Here is a 24,159-nt window from a genome sequence, read left to right on the forward strand (position 1 = left end):
TGGCGCGCTCGAGCGCGGCCCCTGAGGGGCCGCGCGAACAGCGCTCGAGACTCGCGCTTCGCGCATGCGCTTCGAGCGCTGTTCGCGCGGCCGGGCCGCTGCGCCGCTTCGCGGCGGACCCTCCTCGGGGTCGGGTCGTGCGGGGCTGGGAGTGCGGTCATGGCGGACTGGCTGGGATGCAATTGCGGGCGTGCATCACTCAGGTCTGCCGCCTGCCGCACTCGCGGCCCACGCGGCACGACTCCTAGCTCACGCCTTCACGACGTACGGCGCGACGCTTCCAAACTTCTCGCAGGTTTCCTCGAACTCTCGTTCCGGGCGGGACTGGCCGACGATCCCGGCCCCGGCACGTAACCACGCCCCTTCGCCGGTTTGGTAGATCGCTCGCAGAACCAGTGTCGCCTCGAGTGCGCCGGTTGGCGAAACACACACCACCGCACCGGAATACAGCCCGCGCTCGTCGTGGTCGTTGCGGAAGACGGAGTCGACGCCTGCTTGTTTCGGGATGCCGGAGGCGGTGACGGACGGGAACAGCACTTCCAGCGCGTCCCAGGCGGTGCGTTCGGGAGCGAGTTCGCCGCGGACGGTCGACGCGAGGTGCTGCACGCTGCCGCGTTCGCGCACGGCCATGAAGTCCGAGACCGCCGTGGTACCGGGTACCGCGACCTCAGTGATCTCGGCGAACGACGTCTGAACCGAAATGGCGTGTTCGACAATTTCTTTCGGGTCGGCCAGCAGGTCGACACGGGCCGCGCTGTCCGCTTCGGCGCCGAGCCCGAAGGCTCGGGTACCGGCGAGGGGTTCGGTCGTGACCACCCGGTCGTCGTCGACCGAGGCCACCAGCTCGGGGCTGAATCCGGCCGCTTCGAGACCGCCTAGGCGCAGCAGGAAGGAGCGGGCGGGGGTGTTGTTGGCTCGGCCGAGGCGGTAGGTGGCAGGTACGTCGACAGCGAAGGGCAGTGCGACCTTGCGCGACAGGATGACCTTTTGGTAGCTGCCGGAACGGATTTCCTCGACGGCGGTGGCCACCCGATCCTGGTATCCGGTGATGTCGGGCCGCACGTCGACCGGATGTGCCGAAGGCAGCTCGGCTCCCTGGGAAGCCGCGATCAGGTCGTGGATGTCGCACATTTCGGCGGGGGTGGCGCCGCTGATCCGCACACCGTCGGCGTCGATGCGTACCTCGATGCGGGGGATCATCAGGTTGGCCAGCGAGGTCAGCGGGTTGAGATAGTGGGTGGCGCCGAGCGAATAGGCGCAGAATTCGAAACCGATCCAGCCGTAGGCGTTGCGGCCGTCCAGGGGCAGGCTCGCCAGGGCTGCGTCGACGGCGGCGGCCGGTCGGCCGGTCCACGCGCGGGCGGTGGTCTGCTCACCCCAGGTGGTGCGCAGTTCGTTGGCGTCGAGTTCGACGCTGCCGAGTGGGTCGGCGGCAAACACCCAGACACCGGGCTGTTCGTACATCACGTACTCGCCGAACCGATCGGCCGAGGCCAACCACGACATCGCTGCCGCCGGATCGGTCACATATTCCACCCGTGTGGGCTGTTCCGTCGACGACACCGATCCTCCAAGGTAAAGCTGACCTAATTTAGCGTGGTTAGGTTAGCATTACCTCCAGGTTTTGCTACCCGTGTGCGGGGTAACCTTGCCCACTCCTCGTCACCCGCGAAGGCGCTGTCGGCGAAGTTCGGTGCGCTACGGCGAATCTGCGGCTTCAATGGAGAGATGATCGACAACGATGGGCGGCCCACGCGCACGACTCCGCAGGCGGACTCGGTAGTCGCCCTGGTCGACGCGGCCTCCGGCGTGGAGCGCGAAGTGATCGGCGCCTGGATCGCCGCGGGCGGGCTGGCGGGTGAGATCGACTCCGACGCACCCGTCACGCAGGTGGATCTCGATGCCAAAGCGCTGATCAAACGCCTGGTGAACCGCCGCGACGACCCGCTGGTCGTGCCGGTCCGGGTGCTGTGGCTGCCGCCCGAGCGCGACGGCGTGCGCCGGGTGACCTTCGCCGACCTGGCCATGCTCACCAATCCGCGCAAGCCGAACCGCCTGGTGCAGCGCCGCCTGCTGCGCACCCACCCCGACCGCCACCAGGTGCTGGTAGGCGCGCCGGCGCGGCTGAGCGAGCTGCGCACCAACTATCCGGAGGCCGCCGCGCTGCTGCGGTCGGGCTCGCCCGATGCCTTCGCCCGCTCGGTGCTGCGCGCGGCGGTCGTCGCGCTCGAACGCGCGGAACGCACCGTCATCGGCGACCGCTACAAGGTGCCGCAGCTGGTGGCCGAGGAAATCCTCGACTCACCGGAATTCCAGCGCAAGCTCGACTACATCGCCGACGAGTTCGGCTCCGATCCCGCCCACGTCCACCGCAGCGCGGAGAAGGCGCTGCGCGAGCTGGTCGCCGCGCAGAGCAGGCTGGTGTCGGATCTGTTCACCCAGGCCATGCGCCCGGTGCACGCCTCGACCTGGAAGGTCGACACCGACCTCGGCGGCCTGGACGCCCTGCGCTCGCTCAACCGCAAGTACCCGCTGGTCTTCCTGCCCTCGCACCGCTCGTATGTGGACGCCTTCGTCCTCGGCGACGTGCTGGCCCGCAACGACTTCCCACCCAACCACGTGATCGGCGGGGCGAACCTGAACTTCTGGCCGATGGGCCCGATCGCCCGGCGCACCGGCACCGTGTTCATCCGGCGCAGCTTCGGCGACGACGAGGTGTACAAGGCGGTGGTCGAGGAATACTTCGCCTATCTGCTGTCCAAGCGGTTCAATATGGAGTGGTACTTCGAGGGCGGCCGGACCAGGACCGGCAAACTGCGCCCACCCAGGTACGGCTTGCTGAATTACCTTGCGGCGGCGGTGCGTTCGGGCCGTGTCGAGGACGTGATGCTGGTGCCGGTGTCGATCACCTACGAGCGGCTCAACGAGCTCGGCGCCATCGCCAGCGAGCAGGCAGGCGGCAAGAAGAAGCCGGAGGGAATCGCGTGGCTCGCCAGATATGTTCGTAGTCAGCAGCATTCGGCCGGCCGGGTGTATGTCCGCTTCGGCGAGGCGATTTCGGCGCGCGAACGGCTGGGCACCCATGGCGACCCACTCGGCGAGCGCCCCGAGACCATTCCGCTGCACGACACCGCTACCGGTGCCACCAAGGTGCCCGACGAATCGGCGCTGAGCGAGACCGAACGCAAAGCCGTGCAGCGCTTGGCCTTCGACGTGGCGGTGCGGATCAACACAGTCACCCCGATCACCGTCAACGCCCTGGTCACTTTGGCACTGCTCGGCGTGCACGAACGCGCGCTGACGCTGGGCCAGGTGCGCACCGTGCTCGACCCGGTCCTCGGCTATATCGATCGGCGCGGCCTGCCCGCGGGTGAGTTGTCCAAGCTGCGCGACGAGCAGGGCCTGCAGGTCGTCCTCGAACAGCTCGCGCTGGCCGGGGTGGTCACCGTGTATCGCGGCGGGCTGGAACCGGTGTACTCCATCGAACCCGGTGCCCATCTCGAGGCGGCGTTCTACCGCAACAGCGCGGTGCACTGGTTCGTGAACCGGGCCATTCTCGAGCTGGCCGCGCTCACCGCCGTCGAACAGCCGGGCGACGACCCGCTCCGCGCGGCGTGGCGGGCCGCGTTCGCGCTGCGTGATCTGCTCAAATTCGAATTCTTCTTCCCCGAACGCGAGGAGTTCGCCGACCAGATCATCGAAGAGGTGCGCGTGATCGTCCCCGAGTGGGACGAGAACACCCCCGACGACCGCCTCGATCAGCAGTTCCTCAGCGCGCTCACCGAGTCGGGCTTCGTCATGGCGCACCGCGTGCTTCGCTCGTTCTTCGACGCGCAACTGGTGGTGGCCGAACGGCTCGTCGACCGCCCGGCCGACGCCGTCATCGACCGCAAGGAATTCATCGACGAATGCGTCGCCGTCGGCAAGCAGATGCTGTTGCAGCAGCGGCTGCACAGTCCCGAATCGGTGTCGACGGAGTTGTTCACCAGCGCATGGAAATTGGCGGACAACCACAACCTGATCGCCCCCGCCGAGCCCGGTGGCGAGGACGACCTGATCGCGCGCCGCAACGAATTCGCTCAGCAGTTACGTGATCTCGGCGAGCGGATCGCCCGGGCCGCCTCGCTCGACCCGTCGAATCGGAACTCGCTGTGAGCGGCATCGACGACGCGGTCGCCGCGATTCGAACCGGTCCACAGGGCGAGCGGGTGCTCGCCGTCTTCGACACACGAGCCGTGATCGACGCATTGCCCCGAAAGAGACTGCCGGGCAGAGCTCTCCGGCGTGGTGATGCTCGGCGGAATGCGATGCTGACCGGCTTCCGGCGGGACCATCGGCGATTTCTCCATGAAGCCGAACGTGCGTGGGCCGGTGCGCCGGAAGCGGAACTGGAGAAACTGGGTCGCGGGGTCTTCCGCAAGGAGATGTACGGCCGGATCTTCCCCGAAGCCTGGCAGCTGCTTCGCGAACACCGATCTGCTGGGCACACAGTTGTTTTGGTCAGCGAGCTGCCCGTGTACCAGTTGGGCCCCTTCGCCGAACTGCTCGACATCGACAAAGTGCTGTGTACAAAGTTCGCCACCGACAACGGAATTCTCACCGGTCAGCTCGAAGGACCGCCACTGTGGGGCACCGAGAAAGCCGAAGCGGTAGGCGAATTCGCGGCAGCGCGGAACTGCGAGATCGGCTATGTCTACGCCGATACTCCCGCCCTGCTCGAATCGGCGGGCATCGGGTCGGTCGACCCGAATACCTTCCAGCCGCGCACAGCGCCGAGCCCGATCGACTACGCCCGCACCGTCCTGGCCTTCGTCGCCCTCGTCGCCGGCGCCCTGACCGGCGTGGTCCGCAAGTCCTACACCCGCGACCGCCAGGCCATGGCCGACGCACTCATGCACGACGGGACCACTGCCACCCTGCGCACCCTCGGCGTCGAGCTGCGCGTGGTCGGTGCCGAGAACGCCCGTGCCCCACGGCCCGCCGTGTTCCTGTTCAACCATCAGAGCCAGTTCGACGTCATCATCGTCCCCAAGGTGCTCGACGGTGGAGTCACCGGCATCGGCAAGAAGGAACTGCGGTCACACCCCCTCTTCGGGCCGCTCATGCGGTTCGTCGGGGTCACCTTCATCGACCGTTCCGATACCGAACGCGCGAAAGCGGCGCTGGCACCGGTCGTTTCGACGCTGCGCGAAGGCCTGTCGATCGCCGTCGCCCCGGAAGGCACGCGCTCGTACACCCGCGGGCTCGGCCCGTTCAAGAAGGGCGCCTTCCACATCGCCAAGCAGGCGGGCGTTCCGGTGATCCCGATCGTCATCCGCAACGCGGGCGACATCGCCTGGCGCGACTCACCCATCGCCCGAAGCGGTGTCGTCGACGTGGCGATTCTGCCGCCGATCGATGTGTCGACGTGGAACCCGGCCGCGATGGACGAGGAGATCGAAGAAGTCCGCAGGCTCTACGAGCGCACCCTGCTGAACTGGCCGAGCGCCTGACAGTTCACCCTCTCGGAATGTGACCAGGGTCTCAGGCGGATGGCGCCGCCTGCCCTTGACCTAAACCATTCTTCAGGTTTGAAGATTGTGTCACCACCGAATGAGGGAGAACATCATGACCACCGCAGTCGCCAACGCAACCACCACCCGCACCCTGCCCGCCCTGAACCGCCCCGTCGCCGTGCTGGGCGCCGTGGCCGCCGCCCTGGTGGTGAACCTGATCATCTGGGGAATCGGCGAGGCAGCGGGCGGTTCGTTCACCACGACCACCGACGGCAAGGTCTCCGACGTCGCTCCTGGCGGGGTGATCCTGATGTCGGTGGTTCCGCTGCTGATCGGACTGACCGCCGCGGTGCTGATCTCCTACAAGTGGACCGGGGTGCTGCGAGTCGCCGCCGTCGTCGGCTCGGTGCTGTCGATCGCGACCATCGGCATGACATTGACCGCCGGCTTCGACACCGCCTCCACCATCGCCCTGTCACTGATGCACGTGGTGCTGGTGCCGGTCATGGTGATCGCGCTGGAAGGCGTGCGCCGCCACATCGCCGAGCAGTGACACACAGCGAAAAGGCCCGGCCGGGAACGTTCCCGGCCGGGCCTTTTCGCGTGTGGTCTAGACAGAACGGCCGAACAGGAGCTTCCACGGCATGAGCGCCGATTCCAGCTGCACCTTCAGGCTCATCTTCGACGCGCCGACCGTGCGCTCCTCGAAACGGATCGGCACCTCGGCGATGGTGTAGCCACGCTTGATCGCGCGGTAGTTCATCTCCACCTGGAACGAGTAGCCGTTGCTGCGGATGGAGGCCACGTCGATGGCGCGCAGGGTATCGGCCTTCCACGCCTTGAAACCGGCGGTCGCGTCCTTCACGCCCAGGCGCAGAATCAGGTTCACGTAGAAGTTGGCCCAGGCCGAGAGGGCCTTGCGGTACCACTTCCACTCCTCGGCGGTGGAGCCGCCGGGAACGTAGCGGGAGCCGAGCACCACGCCGACGTCCTCGGAGGTCAGCTTCTCGAGCATGGCCGGGATCACCTCGGCCGGGTGCGAGAGGTCGGCGTCCATCTGGATCACCACGTCGGCGCCGTCCGCCAGGGCCTGGGTGATGCCCGCGATGTAGGCGCGGCCGAGGCCGTCCTTCTCGGTGCGGTGCAGCACGCTCACCACGTTCGGCAGCTCGGCGGCCAGTTTGTCGGCCACCTCGCCCGTGCCGTCGGGTGAGTTGTCGTCCACCACCAGCACATGCAGATCGGGCACCGGCAGCGCCGTCAGCCGCTCCACCGCCACCGGCAGATTTTCCCGCTCGTTGTAGGTCGGCACAACAACGGTAACCCTCAAGGGTCGCCCTCCCTGCTCACCTGGTAACGCCCGGCGGCCCAGGGTGCGGGCGCCGAGGCACGTCATCGATTCGTTATGACCGTACTCGATAGACCTGACGTGTTCCTGAGCGGCCGCCCGGGGCCCTCACCACAGCTGCCCGGCGTGGACCAGCGCGTCGACGACGAGCACGACACCGAACACGACGAAAAGGACACGGACCACCGGCGGTCCGTACCGGGTCACGCCACGCACGAGCATCCGGTACATCCGCCGTGCCCCAGGGGTTCTGCGCAGCGCCAGCGCGAGCACGACCAGCGGCAGCACCAGCGCCACGAGGCAGTAGGCGGCCACCAGCACCGGCCAGCTCGCGGGCAGTGGACGCTGCGCGGAAATCAGGGCGAGCGCCGCCAGATACGGCACCGAAGTCGGCACCTTCGCCAGACCGAGGGTGAAACCGATCACCCCCATCAGCCACGGGTACTTGCGCACCGGCTCGACCCACCGGCCGCCCGGTGCCGCACCCGCGTCGACCGGAATCGCCGCCACCGCGATCAGGACGAGCCCGATCACCAGCTCACCCCAGTAGCGCAGGGTGGGGGTGAGGTCGAAGTCGAGCAGGCGGACGAGGAAGTCGATACCGAGCACCGTCGCGACGCCGAACAGCACCGATACCGCGAAGACACCGCCGAGGAAACTCAGCACACCGACCAGCGGCGAACGCCTGGCCAGCCTGCTGTCGGCGACCACGGCGGTGGTGATCGCCACCAGCAACACGTCGAGCGCGTCCAGCAGGGCGAACCCGAGCAGCGTGAGCAGGAGGACAGCCATCGCGGCCGACCCTACCGGTCGGTCAGCTCGGCGCCGACCAGGGGATTCTCGAGAACCGGGTGGCCAAGAGTTTCGGACGCCCCCACGAACGGCCCCAGGTGGTTACGCTTTTCAGTGCCGGCAGCGCCGGGATCCGCGATCGTGAAGGGGCAGACATCGTGGCAGAAATGTCATTCGACCCGTCAGCGCTCGACGCTTATCAGCGTGCGGCAGCTCGGGTTTCCGAACTACTTGGCACCGCGGCCACCCAGACGACCACCGCGGCGGGCGTCGATCTTTCCGGATTGGGCGTGCTCGGACGCGAATTCGCCGCCGCATGGACCCAGGCGGCGGGCGCGCACGCCTCGACCCTGCGCACGGCCGGGAATCTCGTCACCGCCTACCAGGACATCCTGGCCCGGTTCGGCGACGACGTCACCGGCGTCGACACGGATGTGGCCGCCGGTCTGCGCGCGGTCGAGAACGAGGTGGCCTGATGCGCACGAAATCGCTCGTCACCGAGAACACTCTCAGCACCATCACCCCAGAAGAGGCCGAGGCCAAGATCGAACCGGTGATCGCGCTGCTCGAGGTGCCGCTGCTGGAATTACGGAAGGCGCTGGGCACCAACACCTCCGCCGATCCCGATCCCGCCGTGGTCACCGCGCTGACCTCCGCCTCGGCCGCGACAACGGCCACCGAGGACCCGCACCGGCTCGGCCTCTACGCGCTCGAGTCCACCGACACCGCAGCGCCCGCGACTCCGGCGCTGCGCCGGACCGCCACCGAGGTGTCGGCCGCGGCCGATCGGGGTGAGCGGCTCAGTACCCTGCTCGGCCAGGCGCATACGACGCAGGCGAACGCGGCCGCCAAGGTGGACGCGATCATCGCGGAGTTCCGGCGCAAGGCCAAATCCGCCGCACCCGCCGTGAACAGCAACAATCTCGACGCCATCGTCGAGCTCGCCGAGGAGGCGATTCAGGAGGCCGTGGGCGTGGTCGGTGCGGCCAGCACCGAGATGGACCAGCACACCCGCGACACCCAGGGGCTCACCAGCGATCTCGGCGGGACCAACGGGGTGACGGTGCCGCCAGGGGCGACCGAGGTCGCGCCGGGGGTGTACGTGCTCGGCACCGGCGGCACCGACACCTCCACCTGGAACGACGAGAAGACGACCGACCCGGCGGTCGCGGCGCAGATCGCGTTGCAGGAGGCGCTGATCGACGGCGGTGTGAGCCTCGGTACGGCGGCCATCGATGCCGGTGTCAGTTTCGGCACGCACCTCATCGACAAGATCGCCGAAGTCGCCATGCACGGCATCGACAAGGGCGCAGAGCTGGCGACGACCGGCATCGACACCCTGGCGGCGGGGGTGGACGGTACGGCGGATACACCAGCCAACACCGCACCCGCGACGACCGCGCCCGGCACCAATGGCGCTGGTAACAGCGGCAATTCGAATACATTGTTCGGCGGTCTCGGCGGCAACTCCGGTGGCACGAACCCGGGCGGTTCCGGCGGCGCGAACTCCGGTGGCGCGAACTCCGGTGGCGCGAACTCCGGTGGTGTGGCGCCGAAGCCGGAGGCCCCCGCACCCGCGCCGACCAATCCGACGCCCAAACCCGAAGCACCACAGCAGGCCCCGTTCCAACAGGCACCCGCACAGCCGCCGATGCAGGGCGGGGTGATTCCACCCGCCGCGCGCCCGCAACAGGATCAGGAGAGCGAACGACCGTCGAACGCCCCCAAACACGGGCAACCCGGAGTTGTCCCGGCGAACGCCTAGGCCGCGGGCATGGACAACCCGTTCGGTGCCTACTTCTCGTCGCCGGACGCCACCGGGCGCCGTCGTCCGCAGGGTAAACGACGGCGCAGGCGGCGGCGCGAGGCCGAGCCGCAGACCATCGGGACCAACCCGGAGATGTGGCCGCCGCCGGAACCGGAACCGTTCACCGACGCCCCGGCGCCGCCGCTGCCGCCCGAACCCGTCTACCGCCACCCCGACGAGGACGACGACGGGTTCACCGGCGACTGGAACGACTGGACCGACGCCGACATCCCTGTCGAACCGGTCCGCCACGACGATGTGGATTGGAACGACTGGGCGACGACGACCGCCACCGAGCAGAGCGGTGACCACGTGGAGATGCCGGTGCTGCCCAAGCTCAAGGACTTCGGCGGCGGCGGCACCATCGCGCGCAGGCCACGCAAGAACTACAACGACGAACGCTACGACGACGGCGAGGGCCGCACGAAGGCCGCTGCCGCGATCAAGGGCGTGGTCGGCGCACTGCTGTTCGTCGTGCTGCTCGGCGTGGCCGCCACCATCTTCCTCGGCCCAGGCGACCAATCCGCCTCGGGCACAAAGCAAGCCGGGCTGTCGAACATCACAGCTCCCACCTCGAGCACCACACCACCGTTGCCCGCGCACGCGCTCCCCGGCTGCGAGGAGTTCCGCACCACCTCCATCACGGTGAGCGCCGAACGCGGCGACGCGAGCTCACCGCAGGGCGCCATCCTCGGTTTCGAGTACAGCTATTACGTCGACCGCGACGCCGCCAAGGCCAGGTCCTTCGTCACCGACAACGCCCACGTCGGCGACGAGGCCGCCCTGGCCGCGGGCATCGCCACCCTGCCGCCGGACATCAAGTACTGCACCCACATCACCCGTGGCGATTCCACCGATACATCCATCTGGCACGTCACGATCCATCAGCAGTGGCCCGGCGACACCGCCATCGAGAAGGTGCACCAGACCATCAAGACCACCGAAATCTCGACCGGCCGCTACCGCATCACCAGCATCGATCACCGCCGTTGACGCGAAAATCCCCCGCACCGACCGGTACGGGGGATTTCTCGTGCGACCCTGACGGGACTCGAACCCGCGACCTCCGCCGTGACAGGGCGGCGCGCTAACCAACTGCGCCACAGGGCCTTGCTCTTACAAAAATCCCCTCCACCAGGTGCTGGCGAGGGGATTGTGGTGGCCAGGGCCGGGATCGAACCGGCGACCTTCCGCTTTTCAGGCGGACGCTCGTACCAACTGAGCTACCTGGCCGCAGGCACCCGTACGGAATGCCATACGCGAAGCGCCGGATTGCTCCGGCGCTTACTTGCGACCCTGACGGGACTCGAACCCGCGACCTCCGCCGTGACAGGGCGGCGCGCTAACCAACTGCGCCACAGGGCCTTGCTTTTCCTACTCTACAGTCCGAAGACTGTACCCCCTACGGGATTCGAACCCGCGCTACCGCCTTGAAAGGGCGGCGTCCTAGGCCGCTAGACGAAGGGGGCTCGTTCCGAATCTCTCCGGGGCGGCTTCAACGTTTCCGTTGGGAGCTCGCATAGCTTATGACACCTCGGTGCGCTCTTCCAAATCGCCTGGTCAGGCGCCCAAACCGAGGTCGTCCAGGCGGGCTTGGGCACGCCAGCCGTCGGCGCGGAAGTGCTGTATCCACAGCGGCGTCGCCATGGCCTCGACGATCACCTCGAGCACCTCGGCGAAGCGGGCACGCAGATCGGCGGCCGAACCGGTGCTGATCGGGTCGACGAGATACCGCTGACCCGCGAGCGCCGCGGCGAGGGTTCTGGTGAACCGGTCGGGGTCGGCGTCGGCGCGCAGCTGACCGTCGTCGATGGCGCGCACCGCGAGCACCCGGGTGGCCCGGCCGAGAATGCGGCCACCGCCGTTGCCCGCGTCGCGATGGAAGTCGGGTTCGATCACCAGGCGGTACTCGGCCTGCACGATGGTGTCGTGCTCGAGCCGCAACGCGATCTCGTCGACCATGCCGTGCAGCACGTCGAGCGGGCCGAGGTCGGTGCGGGCCAGCCAGCGCTCCGCGCACAGCCGGTACCGCTCGACCGCGGTGTCGAGCACCGCGCGTGCGAGGTCTTCCTTGGAGTCGAAATGGAAGTACATCGCACCCTTTGTCGCGCGCGAACCTTCCAGAATGCGGTTGAGCGATGCCGCGGCATACCCGCTCTTCCCGAACTCGACGGCCGCGGACTTGATTATCGCGGCGCGTGTGCGGCGCGCCCGCTCTTGCTGCCGTGCCATGCTCGAAACGCCTCCGAACCTTCTCGTCGCCGCCGATCAATGACAGACCTGCGGCGCGAATTGTGGTTATTTTTCATACTTTTGGTATGTAAACTCGCCGAATGCCGGTACCCCTCCGGCTGGTATAGTTCGCCGGCCCGGGTGCGCCACAGGGGGTGCACACTCGGGCTCAATACCTGTGAGAACCGCCTCCTCCTGCGGTAGCGACTGCCCCTTTGCGAGGAGTTCGCGCGCCTTCGCGTTCACCCCGGCACATCGAACTCCCGATGAATTCCGCGACACCGCACCCACCACCGGGCGCCGGAAAGTGCGGCCCCGGTGATTGTTTCGAAATTCACCAGGTAATCACCGTACCCGCATTCCCCGAACGGCAACATACGAATGGGACACCCGGTCCGTTTTTCCGGACAGGCAAACCGGGCGCAACCGTGAGCCGCGGCGCCGAATGCGAAAACCGCACTCGCACAGCATTGTTGGCCTGTCCAGCGCCCCCCTGCGGCGCACTCGCGGACACCGGTATCACCCCACACTCTCCTGCTGCTCGAAACCTGTTGACCCACAACACTATTCGATGACACGTCTCGACGGGAAGTGGGAACGGCGATGCGCACCAGCCCGTCAGCCGGGCATCGTGCCGAGGCGCGCCGCCGTTACCGGTGCCGACCGGTCCCGATGCGCCGGGAACCGGGCTGATCGGGGACACTATTCGGCGTCGCGGCGCGGTGTCGGTTAGACTCCGCTGCGCGCCCCTTTAGCTCAGTTGGTAGAGCTGGTGACTTTTAATCACTAGGTCGTAGGTTCGAGTCCTACAGGGGGCACCATCACTTCACTGTGACCACTGTCACGTGGCACTTGCCGACCGCGCCGGAAGAGCCGGTCGTCATGGCCCCTGAACAGGCGAACGACCTCGCCGACAGCACTTCCCGCCGCCGCGACACCGAGAGTTCACCCGGTAGGCGCTAACGCCGCCGCCACTACAGCGATAGTCCCTACGCTGCGGACCGAAGACCTAGACTCGTCATTACGTCCTACCGGCAGCTGCCGATGTTGTGGCGTTGTTCAACTTCATCGGCTTTACGCTCAGTTGCGTTTCGCATCACACCTACGGTGCCGTAAGGTATGGCCGCATCGCGACGTTCGACCGCAAGCACGACAGCGAAGGGTTTTTACATGGCAAGGGATCTGACTCAACTCGAACTGCTCACGGAGTTGGAGCCGGTTGCCGAGGAAAACGTCAACCGGCACCTGTCGCTGGCCAAGGAATGGCATCCGCACGACTACGTCCCGTGGGACGAGGGCCGCAACTTCGCCGCCATGGGCGGCATCGACTGGGATCCTGAGCAGTCCAAGCTCAGCGAGGTGGCCAAGGCCGCCATGATCACCAACCTGCTCACCGAGGACAACCTGCCGTCCTATCACCGTGAGATCGCCGAGAACTTCTCCCAGGACGGCGCCTGGGGCACCTGGGTCGGTCGCTGGACCGCCGAGGAGAACCGCCACGGCATCGTGATGCGTGACTATCTGGTGGTCACCCGTGGCGTCGATCCGGTGGCCCTCGAGAACGCCCGCATGATCCACATGACCAACGGGTTCGCCTCCCCCACCGAGGTGGACGCCGGCTTCCTGCACTCGGTCGCCTACGTGACCTTCCAGGAACTGGCCACCCGCGTGAGTCACCGCAACACCGGCAAGGTGTGCGACGACCCGATCGCGGACCGCATGCTGCAGCGCGTCGCCGCCGACGAGAACCTGCACATGATCTTCTACCGCAACCTCTGCGGCGCGGCGCTCGACCTGTCGCCCGACCAGGCGATCGAGGCGATCTCGCTGATCGTGGAGAACTTCCAGATGCCCGGCGCCGGGATGCCCAACTTCCGGCGCAACGGCGTGCTGATGGCCAAGCACGGCATCTACGACCTGCGCCAGCACCTCGAAGAGGTCGTGCAGCCGGTGCTCAAGAAGTGGAACATCTTCGAGCGCACCGACTTCACCGCCCGCGGCGAGGCCACCCGTGAGCGCCTGGGCGACTTCCTGGAGAAGCTGAGCCAGGACGTCGTCAAGTTCGAGGAGCAGCGCGACCGCATGCTCGCTCGCGAAGCCAAGAAGCGCGAGATGGCCAGCGTCTAGAGCTCACGAAAAAGCGCCGCCCACCGGGATCCCGGTGGGCGGCGCTTTTTCGTACAGCCGGTTACTTCATCGGCAGGGCACCGTCGGCGCTGCCGACATCGGTGATCTTCCAGTCCTGCCCGGCATCGACGGTGATGTTGTAGGTGACGGTGTTGCGCAGGCCGTCGGGGTTCTGCGCGTTGGTGGTGCTCACGTCGACGAACGCGGCGACCTTGTACACCTGGCCCTCGCGCTCGAGCACCTTCGCGGTGATCGGGGTGGCGGTGGAGGCCCAGCGCAGCGGGACGACGATGTCTTCGAGCTTGTCGCCGGTGACGTCGAACTTGCCCGCGAGCTCGGTGGATGTGCCCGCCTTGAGCTTGGCCACCCAGGCGTCGACGTCCTGGTAGTTCAGCGTCGCCGAGCCGACGGAGTAGTCGAGGGCGATCTGTTCGGCCTTCGCGTCGTCGGCGGCCTCGGCACGCAGGTCCGAGACATCCGAGCGCGCCGAGCCGTACAGCAGGCCGAGCACGACGGCGGCGACGGCGAGCACGGCGATGGCGGCACCGCCGACCAGCGACGAGACACTGATCGCCACGGTCGCCTTACCGGGCGCGGCGGGGGTGGTGGTCGTGGCGTCTTCGGCCATGGGGGTCTTCTCCGATGATGTGGGGACAGCACGCCGCCGGACGCGGCAAAGCACAGGCTACTGAGGCGAGGGACATATCCCGAACGTCGAGTACCACATAAATGCCCTCGGAGCTTTGTGGAGTGGCCCGTGACCCGGCCGAAGACGTCGGTACGCGAGATCGATCACATCGGCGTGGATGCGAGAATGGCAGACGTGACTATCACGATGCCCCAGGCACCGACCACGCTGCGGATCGGGCCATACCCGGTCGATCCGCCCGTCGTGCTCGCACCCATGGCGGGCATCACCAACCTGGCCTTCCGCAAGCTGTGCCGCGAATTCGGCAGCAAGACCGCCATCTACGTCTGCGAGATGATCACCGCCCGCGCGGTGGTCGAACGCAACGAGAAGACGCTGCACATGATGTCGTTCGACGCCGACGAGCATCCGCGCTCGATGCAGCTCTACGGAGTCGACCCGAAGACGCTCGGCGAGGCCGTTCGCATCGTCGTCGGTGAGGGCTGGGCCGACCACATCGACCTGAACCTCGGCTGCCCGGTTCGCAAAGTCACCCGGCTCGGTGGCGGTTCCGCGCTGCCCTACAAGCGCAGGCTGTTCGCCAATATCGTCAAGGAGATGGTGAAGGCCGCCGAACCGGCAGGCGTGCCGGTGACATTCAAATTCCGCATCGGCATCGACGACGAGCACCACACCTACCTCGACACCGGCCGCATCGCCGAGGCCGAGGGTGCCGCCGCCGTCGCCCTGCACGCGCGCACCGCATCGCAGCTGTACTCCGGCACGGCCGACTGGTCGGCCATCGCCCGGCTCAAGGAAGCCGTCACCACCATCCCCGTGCTCGGCAACGGCGACATCTTCACCGCCGACGACGCGTTGCGCATGATGAACGAGACCGGGTGTGACGGTGTGGTCGTCGGGCGTGGTTGCCTCGGCAGGCCGTGGCTGTTCGCCGAGCTCAGTGCCGCGCTGCGCGGCGAACCGATTCCCGAGGGCCCGACCCTCGGCCGCGTCGGCGAGATCCTGATCCGCCACGCCACCCTGCTCGCCGAACACGACGGCGAGGACAAGGCGATGCGCGATATCCGCAAGCACATGGCCTGGTACCTGATGGGCTTCCCGGTCGGCTCGCAGCTGCGCCGCAGCTTCGCCACCGTGTCGGCGCTGAGCCAGATCGAGGACCTCGTCGCACAGCTCGATCCGGATGTGCCCTTCCCCACCGACGCCCTCGGCCCGCGCGGTCGCCAGGGCTCGCCGCAGACCAAGGTCGTGCTGCCCGACGGGTGGCTCGACGACCCCGAGGACGACACCGTGCCCACCGCCGCCGATGTGATGCACAGCGGAGGGTAAAGCTTCGGCGCTGGTCAGCGCGTCGCAACCGGATTCCGTGCGAATCTGTTGTGCACTGGAGTGGCTACTCGTGGCGGAATCGTTATCATTGCGGACATCGTTCGGCTCCGGTTCGACCGAGCAGCCGAACGATGACGCGTATGCGGCAGATAGAGAAGTGAGGTTCGCTGGTGGGTGACGATCGGCGCGGGCGTACGCCCCGGCCCGGAGGTCGCGCCCCGTGGGAGCGCTATCCGGCTGCCGAACCGCCCGCACAGAAGGACACCGGTTCCCGCCGATCCCGGCACGCCGACGCCGATCCCGACGCGGCCCCGCTCACCGTCCAGGACCTCGTCGACCGGGTCGACAGCGAACGAACCAAACGCAGCCGCCGCGCCCCCGCCGATCCATCGGGTACATCCCGCGCGGGCCGCCGCGCCCGCGACCAGGCACCCCGTCCCACCCCCCGCCCCGATATCGCGGCACGCACCGACAGTTCACCCGCCGACGCCCCCGCTGCGCCGCACCGCGTCGACTCCCCCGCCGACCGCACCGCGACGACCGCGATTCCCGCGCAGGGCAAGACTTTTCCCACGCAGCGCAAGACCGTCCCCGCCCAGGGCAAAACCGCCCCCGCGAAGGGTAAGACCGTCCGCACGGCACCGCCCGCTCGTCGCGTCGACGAGCAGGTCACCGATATCCTGCCTGCCGTCACCGAGACCCCGGCGGCCCCGCCGAAGCGCGTCGAGCCCAAGCGGGTCGAAACCAAGACCGCCGCCACCCGGCCACCCGAACGGCGCCGCGCGAAGCAGGCACGCCTCGCGGGACGGGTGGCGGTCACCTTCTTCGCCGTGCTGGCGCTGGTGGTCACCGGTGGTGGCTGGAGTTATCTGCGGGCGACGAACAACGGCTTCACCCAGGTGTCGGCCCTCGACGGCGCCACCGAGGACGTGCTCGACGGCGACATGCAGCTCGGTGACGAGAACTACCTCATCGTCGGCACCGACACCCGCGCAGGCCTGAACGCCGACATGGGCGCGGGCTCCACCGTCGACGCCGAAGGCGCGCGCGCCGACACCGCGATGCTGGTGCACATCCCCAAGGACCGCTCCCGCGTGGTGGTCGTCTCCTTCCCGCGCGACCTCGATGTCACCCGGCCGCAGTGCGCGGGCTGGGACAACGACAAGGGCGCGTACACCGACCAGAAATTTCCCCCGTTCATGGGCGACAAGCTCAACGCCGTCTACGCGCTCGGTGGGCCGCGCTGCCTGACCGACGTGGTGCGCAAGATGTCGGGCCTGAGCATCGGCCACTTCATCGGCATCGACTTCGCCGGGTTCGAGGCGATGGTCGACCAGATCGGTGGCGTGGAGGTGTGCTCGACCAAGCCGATCATCGACGGCGTGCTCGGCACCGTGCTCGAGAGCTCGGGCAAGCAGCGCGTGAACGGCGAGACGGCCCTCAACTATGTGCGGGCCCGGCACGTGGTCGGCGAAGAGCGCAGCGACTACGACCGCATCCACCGGCAGCAGACCTTCCTCGCGGCCCTGCTGCGCGGTGCGCTGTCGGGTCAGGTGCTGCTCGACCCGGCCAAGCTGCAGGGTTTCGTCGAGGCGTTCCGTCAGCACACCTTCGTCGACGGCGTCGAGACCAAGGACCTGATCCTGCTCGGCCGGTCGCTGCAGAAGGTCAACGCGGGCGCGGTCACCTTCATCACCGCCCCGACCGCGGGAACCACGTCCTACGGCAACGAGATTCCGCGCGAAGCCGACATCAAGGCGATCTTCCGCGCGATCATCGACGACCAGCCGCTGCCCGGCGAGCAGACCGCGCCGCCGATCACCAACCCCAGCACACCCGCGGCCCCCACCCAGGCGCCCAAGATGTACGCGGTGAGCCCGGCGTCGGTGTCGCTGCTGGTGACCAACGGCACCCAGACCGCCGGCATGGCCCGGCAAGCGGCCAACAAGCTGTCGAACTTCGGTTTCGGCATCTACAACGTCGCCAATGCCACCGAGTACACCGACACCACCGAGGTGCGCTACGCCGAGGGCAACGAGGCGGCCGCCGCGACCGTGGCCAGTTCCATCCCCGGCGCGGTCCTGCAACGCGACGACGACCTCAGCGGCATCATCGAGGTGGTCGTCGGCTCGGACTACACGGGCCAGGTGCGTACCCCGACGACGGTCGGCGCCGAGCTGCCCGCGGTGTCGCTCGGCGAGCCGGTCTCGGCCGCGCCGGTGCGGCTGCCGTCGGATCTCGAGCACATGAACGCCGCCGACACCAGCTGCGACTGAGCCTGCCCGATTCACGACGCGCGCTGAGCTGGCACGACTGTGCCACACGGCATTCACCCGGTGTTGGGTGACAGGGGTACCGGTACCCACTAGGGTCAGCCATTATGCGTGTCATCTACAACGAGCAAATGGCCGAGCTCGCCAATCTGCTCGGCGAAATGGCCGGTCTAGCCGGCCAGGCCATGGAGCAAGCCACCCAGTCTCTGCTGCAGGCCGACCTCGCGCTCGCCGAGCAGGTCATCGGTGAGCAGGATCGGATCTCGGTGATGATCGCCGAGGCCGAGGAGAAGGCGTTCGCGCTCCTCGCGCTGCAGGCCCCCGTCGCGGGCGACCTGCGTCAGGTGGTCAGTGCCATCCAGATCGTGAACGACGTGAACCGGATGGGCGCCCTGGCCCTGCACGTCGCCAAGGTGACCCGCCGCCGCCACCCCAACCACGCCCTGCCCGAATCGGTGAACGGCTACTTCGCGGAGATGGGCCGCATCGCGGTGAACATGGGCGCCGGTGCCAAGGAGGTGCTCGAGACCCGTGATCCCGAGCGCGCCGCCCAGCTCAACCAGGACGACGAGGCGATGGACGACCTCCACCGCCACCTGTTCACCCTCCTGATGGACCGGGAGTGGAAGTACGGCGTCGCCGCCGCCGTCGACGTCACCCTCCTCGGCCGTTACTACGAGCGCTTCGCCGACCACGCCGTCGAGATCGGCCGCCGCGTGATCTTCCTGGTCACCGGTGTGCTCCCGGACGGCGAAATCGAAAGCTGAAGTAGTACAACGAGAAAGCCCCCGCCCTCCCGAAGGAGTGCGGGGGCTTTCTCGTCGGATCCCTTATCCGAAACGGCCCGAGATGTAGTCCTCGGTGGCGCGCTGGGTGGGGTTGGAGAAGATCTTCTCGGTGTCGTCGATCTCGATCAGGCGTCCGGGCTTGCCCTGTGCCTCGAGGTTGAAGAAACCGGTCTGGTCGCTCACGCGGGCGGCCTGCTGCATGTTGTGCGTGACGATGACGATCGTGAACTCCTTCTTGAGTTCGGTGATCAGGTCCTCGATCGCCAGGGTGGAGATGGGGTCGAGGGCCGAGCAGGGCTCGTCCATCAGCAGCACGTCGGGCGAGACCGCGATCGCGCGGGCGATGCACAGACGCTGCTGCTGACCACCCGAGAGGCCGCCACCGGGCTTGTCGAGACGGTCCTTGACCTCGTTCCACAGGTTCGCACCGCGCAGCGAGCGCTCGGCGACCTCGTCGAGTTCCTTCTTGTTGCGCACACCCTGCAGCTTCAGCCCGGCCACCACGTTGTCGCGAATCGACATGGTGGGGAACGGGTTCGGGCGCTGGAACACCATGCCGATGGTGCGGCGCACACCCACCGGGTCGATCGCCGAGCCGTAGATGTCCTCGCCGTCGAGCAGCACGGCACCTTCGACGCGGGCGTTCGGTGTCACCTCGTGCATGCGGTTGAGCGAGCGCAGCACGGTGGACTTGCCACAACCGGAGGGACCGATGAAGGCGGTGACGCTGCGCGGCAGCACGGTCAGGTCCACGTTCGACACGGCGTGGAAGCTGCCGTAGTAGATGTTGAGATCTTTGACGTCGATCCGCTTGGCCATGGGAGTTTCCGTTCGCTTCTATCGGTTCCGGGTGAGCAGCTTGTTGACCGCGGCGGCAGCCAGGTACAGCAGCGCGATGAGCAGGATCAGCGTGAGCGCCGCACCCCAGACACGCGCGCGACCGGCCGGCTCCGGGTTGGCCAGCTCCTGGTAGATCAGCAGCGGCAGCGAGGCCATGTTGCCGTCGAAGATGTTCTGGTTGATCGACTTCGAGTAACCGACCAGCACCAGCACCGGCGCGGTCTCACCCATCACGCGGGCGAGGGCGAGCAGGATGCCCGAGATCATGCCCGGCGCGGCGGTGGGGATGACGATGCGCAGGATGGTCTTCCACTTGGGCACGCCGAGCGCGTAGGAAGCCTCGCGCAGCTCGTCGGGCACCAGCTTCAGCATCTCCTCGGTGTTGCGCACCACCACCGGAAGCATCAGCAGCACCAGGGCCAGCGACACCGCGAAGGAACTCTGCGGCATACCGAGCGTGGCGATCCACAGCGCGAAGATGAACAGCGCCGCGACGATCGAGGGCACACCGGCGAGGATGTCGACCATGAAGGTGGTGACCTTGGCCAGCTTGCCGCGACCGTATTCCACCAGGTACACAGCGGCCATCACGCCGAGCGGCACCGCGATGACGGTCGCGATCAGCGCCTGCACGATCGTGCCGTAGATCGCGTGGTACACACCGCCGCCGGACTGGTCCGGCAGGATGCCCTTCTGCGAGTTGAACCACCAGTCGGCGGTGACGATCGAGCCGATGCCCTTCACCAGGACCAGGCCGAGCACCCACACCAGCGGGATCAGCGCGATCACGAAGCAGAGGGTGACCAGACCGGTGGCGATGTTGTTCTTGATCCGCCTGCCGTTGCTGACATGGCGGAACGTCGGCGCCTTGACCGGCTTGTCGAGGGTCGATGTGGTGGTCATCAGCCGTTCACCTTTCCACCGGAGGCCAGGCGGGCCAGTGCGTTGACGACGAAGGTCAGCGCGAAGAGGACGAAGCCGGCGGCGATGTAGGCGCCGGTCGGCAGCGGGGAACTGAATTCCGAGGCGGCCGAGGCGATCTTGGAGGCGAAGGTGTAACCACCGTCGAACAGCGACCAGGTGCCCGCGTTGCTCGCGGTGCGGAGCACGACGAGCACGGCGATGGTCTCACCGAGCGCGCGGCCGAGGCCGAGCATGGAACCGGCGATCACACCGCTGCGGCCGTAGGGCAGCACGGTCATCCGCACGACTTCCCACTTCGTGGCGCCCAGCGCCTGGGCGGCCTCGATGTGGGCGCGCGGGGTGAGGGCGAACACCTCGCGGGCCACCGAGGTGATGATCGGCAGGATCATCACGGCGAGCACGACACCGGCGGTGAAGATGGTGCCGCCGCCGGCGATCGAGACGTTGCCGTCGGAGAACAGGAAGAACCAGCCGAGGTTGGAGTTGAGGAACTCCTGCACCGGCGCGATCTGCGGGGCGAGCACGAGGAAGCCCCACAGACCGAACACGATGGACGGCACCGCGGCGAGCAGGTCGATCAGCATGGTGAACGGCTTGCCCAACCGCGACGGCGCGTACTGGGTGAGGAACAGCGCGATGCCGACGCCGATCGGCACCGCGACGATGAGCGCGAACACCGAGCTCAGCACCGTGACCATGAACAGGTCACGGATGCCGAAGCGCAGGTTGTTCGCGTCACCGGTGGAGAATTCCGTGCTGGTGAAGAAGTTGGCGTTGTCGGCCATGAGCGAGGGGACCGCGCGGATCAGCAGGAACAACGCGATCAACGCGATGGCCGCGACAATGGTCGCGCCCGCCGCGGTGGCCAGCCACCGAAAGATCGTCTCGGCGTTCAGGCGCCCGGAACGACCCTTCTCCGGGGCCTTGTCGAATTTCGGTTCGGTCGGCATATGCGAAGTATCTCCGGCCGCCCGCGGGCCCGTCGAATCCGACGAGCCCGGTGCGGTCACCTCAGGGTGCATGGTCATGGCCTAGGTAGCGATCAGGAGATGGCGTTGATCGCGGTGGTCAGCTTGGTCTTGAAGGCGTCCGGCAGCGGCACGTAGCCGGCATCGGACAGACCGTTCTGGCCGTTGGTGACGACCGAGGTCAGGAACGCCTTGACGGCCTTGCTGGTCTCGGCGTCGGCGTACTTCGAGCACACGATCTCGTAGGTGGCCATCATGATCGGGTACGCGCCCGCGGCGGTGGGCTTGTAGAACGAGCTGGTGTCGAGCACCAGGTCGTTGCCCTCGCCCTTGATCTTCACGCCGTCGATGGACTTGCCCGCCGACTCGGCCGACAGGGCCACCGGGTCCTTGCTCGCCGAGGTGATGATCTGGGCGATCGACAGGCTCTGCGCCTTGGCGAAGGACCACTCGTTGTAGGTGATCGAGTTCTTGGTGTTCTTGATGGCGGCCGAGGTGCCCTCGTTGCCCTTGGCACCCTCACCGACACCGCCGTTGAACGACTTGCCGCCGCCCTTGCCCCAGGCACCGTCGGACGCGGCGTCGAGGTAGAGCTGGAAGTTGTCGGTGGTGCCCGACTCGTCGGAGCGGAAGATCACGGCGATCTTCTCCGAGGGCAGCTTGGCGTTCGGGTTGAGCGCCTTGATCTCGGGGGCATCCCAGGTGGCGATGGCGCCGTTGAACACCTTGGCGGCGGTCGGGCCGTCGAGCACGAGGTCGGTGACGCCGTCGACGTTGTAGGTGATGGCGATCGGGCCGAAGACGGTCGGCAGGTTCCACGCCGGGCTGGCGCAGCGTTCCTGGGCCTTGGCCGGCTCGTCCTTCTTGGAGCTCAGCGGGGAGTCGGAGCCACCGAAGTCGGTCTGGCCGCCGATGAACTCGTTGACACCCGCGCCGGAGCCACTGGAGGTGTAGTTCAGGGTGTAGCCGTCGCAGTTGGTCTCGTAGGCGGCGACGAAGCGCTCCATCGCGTTCTTCTGCGAGGAGGCACCGGACGCCTTGAGCGCCTTCTTGCCGCCGCACTCGACACTGGTGTTGGCGTTGTTGCTGGTGTCGCCACCGGTGTTGTCGTCGCTGCCACAGGCGGCCAGAGACATGGCACCCGCGGCGAAGACGCCGACCAGGGCGCTGGTGCGCTTGAAGTTCACTTTTCCTCCGACATTGCTGACGAACTCGCTCGGTCCCTCACCGGCCCGGGCGAGTTGGGTGGTGCGGATCGCGGGTGAACGCGAGCACCAGGCGACGACTGTGCCGCCCAGAAGTAACGTAGGTTCGCCCGGTTGACAGTTGGCCCGAGGTGGGTTAACGGAGAATGAACAGCCCGGCGCGATTAGACCGAGCGTGTGATGTTTGCCCCAGTTTTACTCGTCGGTACCCGGTCATCCTCACAATATTCAGGGTTGCCGAGGAACTGTGAGGTGTCTCGCAGCCGGTCAGCTCAGCGCGTAGGCGACGTCGATATGGGCGGGCGCGAAGCCCAATTTGGTGTAGGTCCGCACGGCGGCGTGGTTGTCGGCCTCGGTGTAGAGCAGCACCTCGGTCAGGCCGGTGTCGCGCAGGTGGCGCAGCCCGGCCAGGGTGAGCAGTCGGCCCAGGCCACGGCCCTGCGCGGCGGGGTCGATGCCGACGACGTAGACCTCGCCCGCGGGGGCGGCGTCGGGGTGCGCCTTGGTCCAGTGGAAGCCGAGCAGACGGTCGGGATCGGCGGCGTCGAACGCCAGGAAGAGCCCGGCCGGATCGAACCAGGATTCCGCGCGGCGGGCGGCGATGTCGCGCTCGGTCCAGCCGCCCTGTTCGGGGTGCCAGGCGAAGGCGGCGTTGTTGACCCGCAACAGTTCGGCATCGTCGGCGGGGCCGGCGTAGGTGCGCAGGACGAGGCCTTCGGGGACCTCGAGTGACGGTAGCTCGGGAGTTGCCAGGCTGCGGCGCATCTGCCACAGTTCGCGTGCTGTCGTCAGTTTCAGGGCTGCGGCGAGGGCCTTGGCGGCGGGCAGGTCGCCGTGCGCCCAGACGCGGGCGCCCTTGCCGCCTTCGGTGAGGGCTGTGCGGACGAGGTCGGTGCCGATGCCGTGTTCGCGAGCTTCGGGGTCGACGGCCACTTCTGCCATTGCGGGGTGATCACCGTGTGCGGCAACGAGATTCGCGTAGCCGACGATCTCGCCGTTGCGTTCGGCGAGCAGATGTCTTGTACCGGGGGCGGTTTCGGCGAGCGAGAGGACCGCCTGCTCGGAGACGGGGGCGACGCCGTCGGCGGACTTCGCGCGGTCGAGCAGGGCGCGGATGTTCTCAGCGGTGGTGGAGTCGACGGTCTCGGTCCACTTCAAGGTTGCCCCCTGTGTTTGAGCGTACGTCGGGTGAGGTGCCCGGCTCTTTGGGTTTTGTGATTGCGGGAGGTACTGGCTGTGTTTTTGGAGCGCTGGCGCGCTCGAGCGCGGCCCCTGGAGGGCCGGGGGGGGGGGGGGGGGGGGGGGGGGGGGGGGGGGGGGGGGGGGGGGGGGGGGGGGGGGGGGGGGGGGGGGGGGGGGGGGGGGGGGGGGGGGGGGGGGGG

At 67.6% G+C, this 24,159-nt stretch carries 20 protein-coding genes and 5 tRNA genes; 11 read left to right on the top strand and 14 right to left on the bottom strand.

All coding sequences use genetic code 11. The features are described 5' to 3' along the window. Positions 1-249 precede the first annotated feature (249 nt). Complete coding sequence (locus tag LDL21_RS29570) at positions 250-1,506, bottom strand: salicylate synthase (protein WP_255675744.1); 1,257 nt, start codon at positions 1,504-1,506, stop codon at positions 250-252. 222 nt (positions 1,507-1,728) lie between these two features. On the opposite strand from LDL21_RS29570, the gene LDL21_RS29575 reads away from it, so the two are divergent. From LDL21_RS29575 to LDL21_RS29585, 3 genes are all read left to right on the top strand, one after another. Further along, the gene (locus LDL21_RS29575) at positions 1,729-4,155 is read left to right on the top strand and encodes a glycerol-3-phosphate 1-O-acyltransferase (protein ID WP_225282664.1); all 2,427 of its coding nucleotides are present in this window, start codon (positions 1,729-1,731) and stop codon (positions 4,153-4,155) included. Beyond that, complete coding sequence (locus tag LDL21_RS29580) at positions 4,152-5,492, top strand: 1-acylglycerol-3-phosphate O-acyltransferase (protein WP_225282665.1); 1,341 nt, start codon at positions 4,152-4,154, stop codon at positions 5,490-5,492. Before LDL21_RS29575 ends, LDL21_RS29580 begins: the two co-directional genes overlap by 4 nt. Before the next feature lie 115 nt (positions 5,493-5,607). Next, on the top strand, positions 5,608-6,048 hold the full coding sequence (locus LDL21_RS29585) for a DUF6069 family protein (RefSeq protein WP_181701108.1): 441 nt from the start codon (positions 5,608-5,610) through the stop codon (positions 6,046-6,048). Between the two features lie 57 nt (positions 6,049-6,105). On the opposite strand, the gene LDL21_RS29590 is transcribed toward LDL21_RS29585, so the two are convergent. Together LDL21_RS29590 and LDL21_RS29595 are read right to left on the bottom strand one after the other, a co-directional pair. Next, positions 6,106-6,867, bottom strand: a complete 762-nt coding sequence (locus LDL21_RS29590) for a polyprenol monophosphomannose synthase (RefSeq protein WP_210740475.1) — start codon at positions 6,865-6,867, stop codon at positions 6,106-6,108. 84 nt (positions 6,868-6,951) lie between these two features. Beyond that, on the bottom strand, positions 6,952-7,635 hold the full coding sequence (locus LDL21_RS29595) for a GAP family protein (protein WP_225282666.1): 684 nt from the start codon (positions 7,633-7,635) through the stop codon (positions 6,952-6,954). 158 nt (positions 7,636-7,793) lie between these two features. Here LDL21_RS29595 and LDL21_RS29600 point away from each other — a divergent pair, with 158 nt between their 5' ends. From LDL21_RS29600 to LDL21_RS29610, 3 genes are read left to right on the top strand one after another with little or no spacing between them, the layout of a single operon-like run. Continuing rightward, positions 7,794-8,111: a hypothetical protein gene (locus LDL21_RS29600; protein ID WP_225282667.1), complete on the top strand. Its 318-nt coding sequence runs from the start codon at positions 7,794-7,796 to the stop codon at positions 8,109-8,111. Beyond that, a complete protein-coding gene (locus LDL21_RS29605) occupies positions 8,111-9,400 on the top strand; it encodes a hypothetical protein (RefSeq protein ID WP_225282668.1) in 1,290 nt (429 codons plus the stop codon). Before LDL21_RS29600 ends, LDL21_RS29605 begins: the two co-directional genes overlap by 1 nt. Positions 9,401-9,409: 9 nt before the next feature. Beyond that, the gene (locus LDL21_RS29610) at positions 9,410-10,435 is read left to right on the top strand and encodes a DUF8176 domain-containing protein (RefSeq protein ID WP_225282669.1); all 1,026 of its coding nucleotides are present in this window, start codon (positions 9,410-9,412) and stop codon (positions 10,433-10,435) included. A gap of 43 nt (positions 10,436-10,478) precedes the next feature. Here the strand turns inward: LDL21_RS29610 and LDL21_RS29615 are convergent. The 5 genes from LDL21_RS29615 to LDL21_RS29635 form a co-directional block, all read right to left on the bottom strand. Further along, positions 10,479-10,552, bottom strand: a tRNA-Asp gene (locus LDL21_RS29615). Between the two features lie 46 nt (positions 10,553-10,598). Continuing rightward, positions 10,599-10,675: transfer RNA gene (locus LDL21_RS29620), tRNA-Phe, on the bottom strand. Positions 10,676-10,733: 58 nt separating this feature from the next. Further along, positions 10,734-10,807 (bottom strand) — tRNA-Asp (locus tag LDL21_RS29625). A gap of 31 nt (positions 10,808-10,838) precedes the next feature. Then, positions 10,839-10,911: transfer RNA gene (locus LDL21_RS29630), tRNA-Glu, on the bottom strand. 91 nt (positions 10,912-11,002) lie between these two features. Then, entirely contained in the window at positions 11,003-11,674 is a 672-nt protein-coding gene (locus LDL21_RS29635; protein ID WP_225282670.1) for a TetR family transcriptional regulator, read from the bottom strand. Between the two features lie 745 nt (positions 11,675-12,419). On the opposite strand from LDL21_RS29635, the gene LDL21_RS29640 reads away from it, so the two are divergent. Both LDL21_RS29640 and LDL21_RS29645 read left to right on the top strand, forming a co-directional pair. Then, positions 12,420-12,495: transfer RNA gene (locus LDL21_RS29640), tRNA-Lys, on the top strand. A 349-nt stretch (positions 12,496-12,844) separates the two neighbouring features. After that, entirely contained in the window at positions 12,845-13,801 is a 957-nt protein-coding gene (locus tag LDL21_RS29645) for an acyl-ACP desaturase (protein ID WP_067492353.1), read from the top strand. A 61-nt stretch (positions 13,802-13,862) separates the two neighbouring features. On the opposite strand, the gene LDL21_RS29650 is transcribed toward LDL21_RS29645, so the two are convergent. Continuing rightward, entirely contained in the window at positions 13,863-14,429 is a 567-nt protein-coding gene (locus LDL21_RS29650; protein WP_225282671.1) for a hypothetical protein, read from the bottom strand. Between the two features lie 186 nt (positions 14,430-14,615). Here LDL21_RS29650 and dusB point away from each other — a divergent pair, with 186 nt between their 5' ends. From dusB to phoU, 3 genes are all read left to right on the top strand, one after another. Then, positions 14,616-15,779 (top strand): tRNA dihydrouridine synthase DusB, encoded by a 1,164-nt coding sequence (dusB, locus tag LDL21_RS29655; RefSeq protein ID WP_225282672.1) that lies wholly within the window; start codon positions 14,616-14,618, stop codon positions 15,777-15,779. 170 nt (positions 15,780-15,949) lie between these two features. Then, the gene (locus tag LDL21_RS29660) at positions 15,950-18,055 is read left to right on the top strand and encodes an LCP family protein (protein WP_225282673.1); all 2,106 of its coding nucleotides are present in this window, start codon (positions 15,950-15,952) and stop codon (positions 18,053-18,055) included. A gap of 104 nt (positions 18,056-18,159) precedes the next feature. Then, a complete protein-coding gene (phoU, locus tag LDL21_RS29665) occupies positions 18,160-18,819 on the top strand; it encodes a phosphate signaling complex protein PhoU (protein WP_067640883.1) in 660 nt (219 codons plus the stop codon). Positions 18,820-18,882: 63 nt separating this feature from the next. Here the strand turns inward: phoU and pstB are convergent, their stop codons facing one another. The 5 genes from pstB to mshD form a co-directional block, all read right to left on the bottom strand. Beyond that, a complete protein-coding gene (gene pstB / locus LDL21_RS29670; RefSeq protein WP_067492348.1) occupies positions 18,883-19,659 on the bottom strand; it encodes a phosphate ABC transporter ATP-binding protein PstB in 777 nt (258 codons plus the stop codon). Positions 19,660-19,677: 18 nt separating this feature from the next. Beyond that, on the bottom strand, positions 19,678-20,583 hold the full coding sequence (gene pstA / locus LDL21_RS29675) for a phosphate ABC transporter permease PstA (protein ID WP_067640879.1): 906 nt from the start codon (positions 20,581-20,583) through the stop codon (positions 19,678-19,680). Continuing rightward, on the bottom strand, positions 20,583-21,554 hold the full coding sequence (gene pstC / locus LDL21_RS29680; RefSeq protein ID WP_067640877.1) for a phosphate ABC transporter permease subunit PstC: 972 nt from the start codon (positions 21,552-21,554) through the stop codon (positions 20,583-20,585). Before pstC ends, pstA begins: the two co-directional genes overlap by 1 nt. A gap of 92 nt (positions 21,555-21,646) precedes the next feature. After that, positions 21,647-22,759 carry a phosphate ABC transporter substrate-binding protein PstS gene (gene pstS, locus LDL21_RS29685; protein ID WP_181701345.1) on the bottom strand — a complete coding sequence of 371 codons (1,113 nt, stop codon included), beginning with the start codon at positions 22,757-22,759 and terminating at the stop codon, positions 21,647-21,649. A 285-nt stretch (positions 22,760-23,044) separates the two neighbouring features. After that, positions 23,045-23,935, bottom strand: a complete 891-nt coding sequence (gene mshD / locus LDL21_RS29690) for a mycothiol synthase (RefSeq protein ID WP_225282674.1) — start codon at positions 23,933-23,935, stop codon at positions 23,045-23,047. Positions 23,936-24,159: the final 224 nt, after the last annotated feature.

Source organism: Nocardia rosealba, assembly GCF_020216065.1.
Taxonomy (GTDB): domain Bacteria; phylum Actinomycetota; class Actinomycetes; order Mycobacteriales; family Mycobacteriaceae; genus Nocardia; species Nocardia rosealba.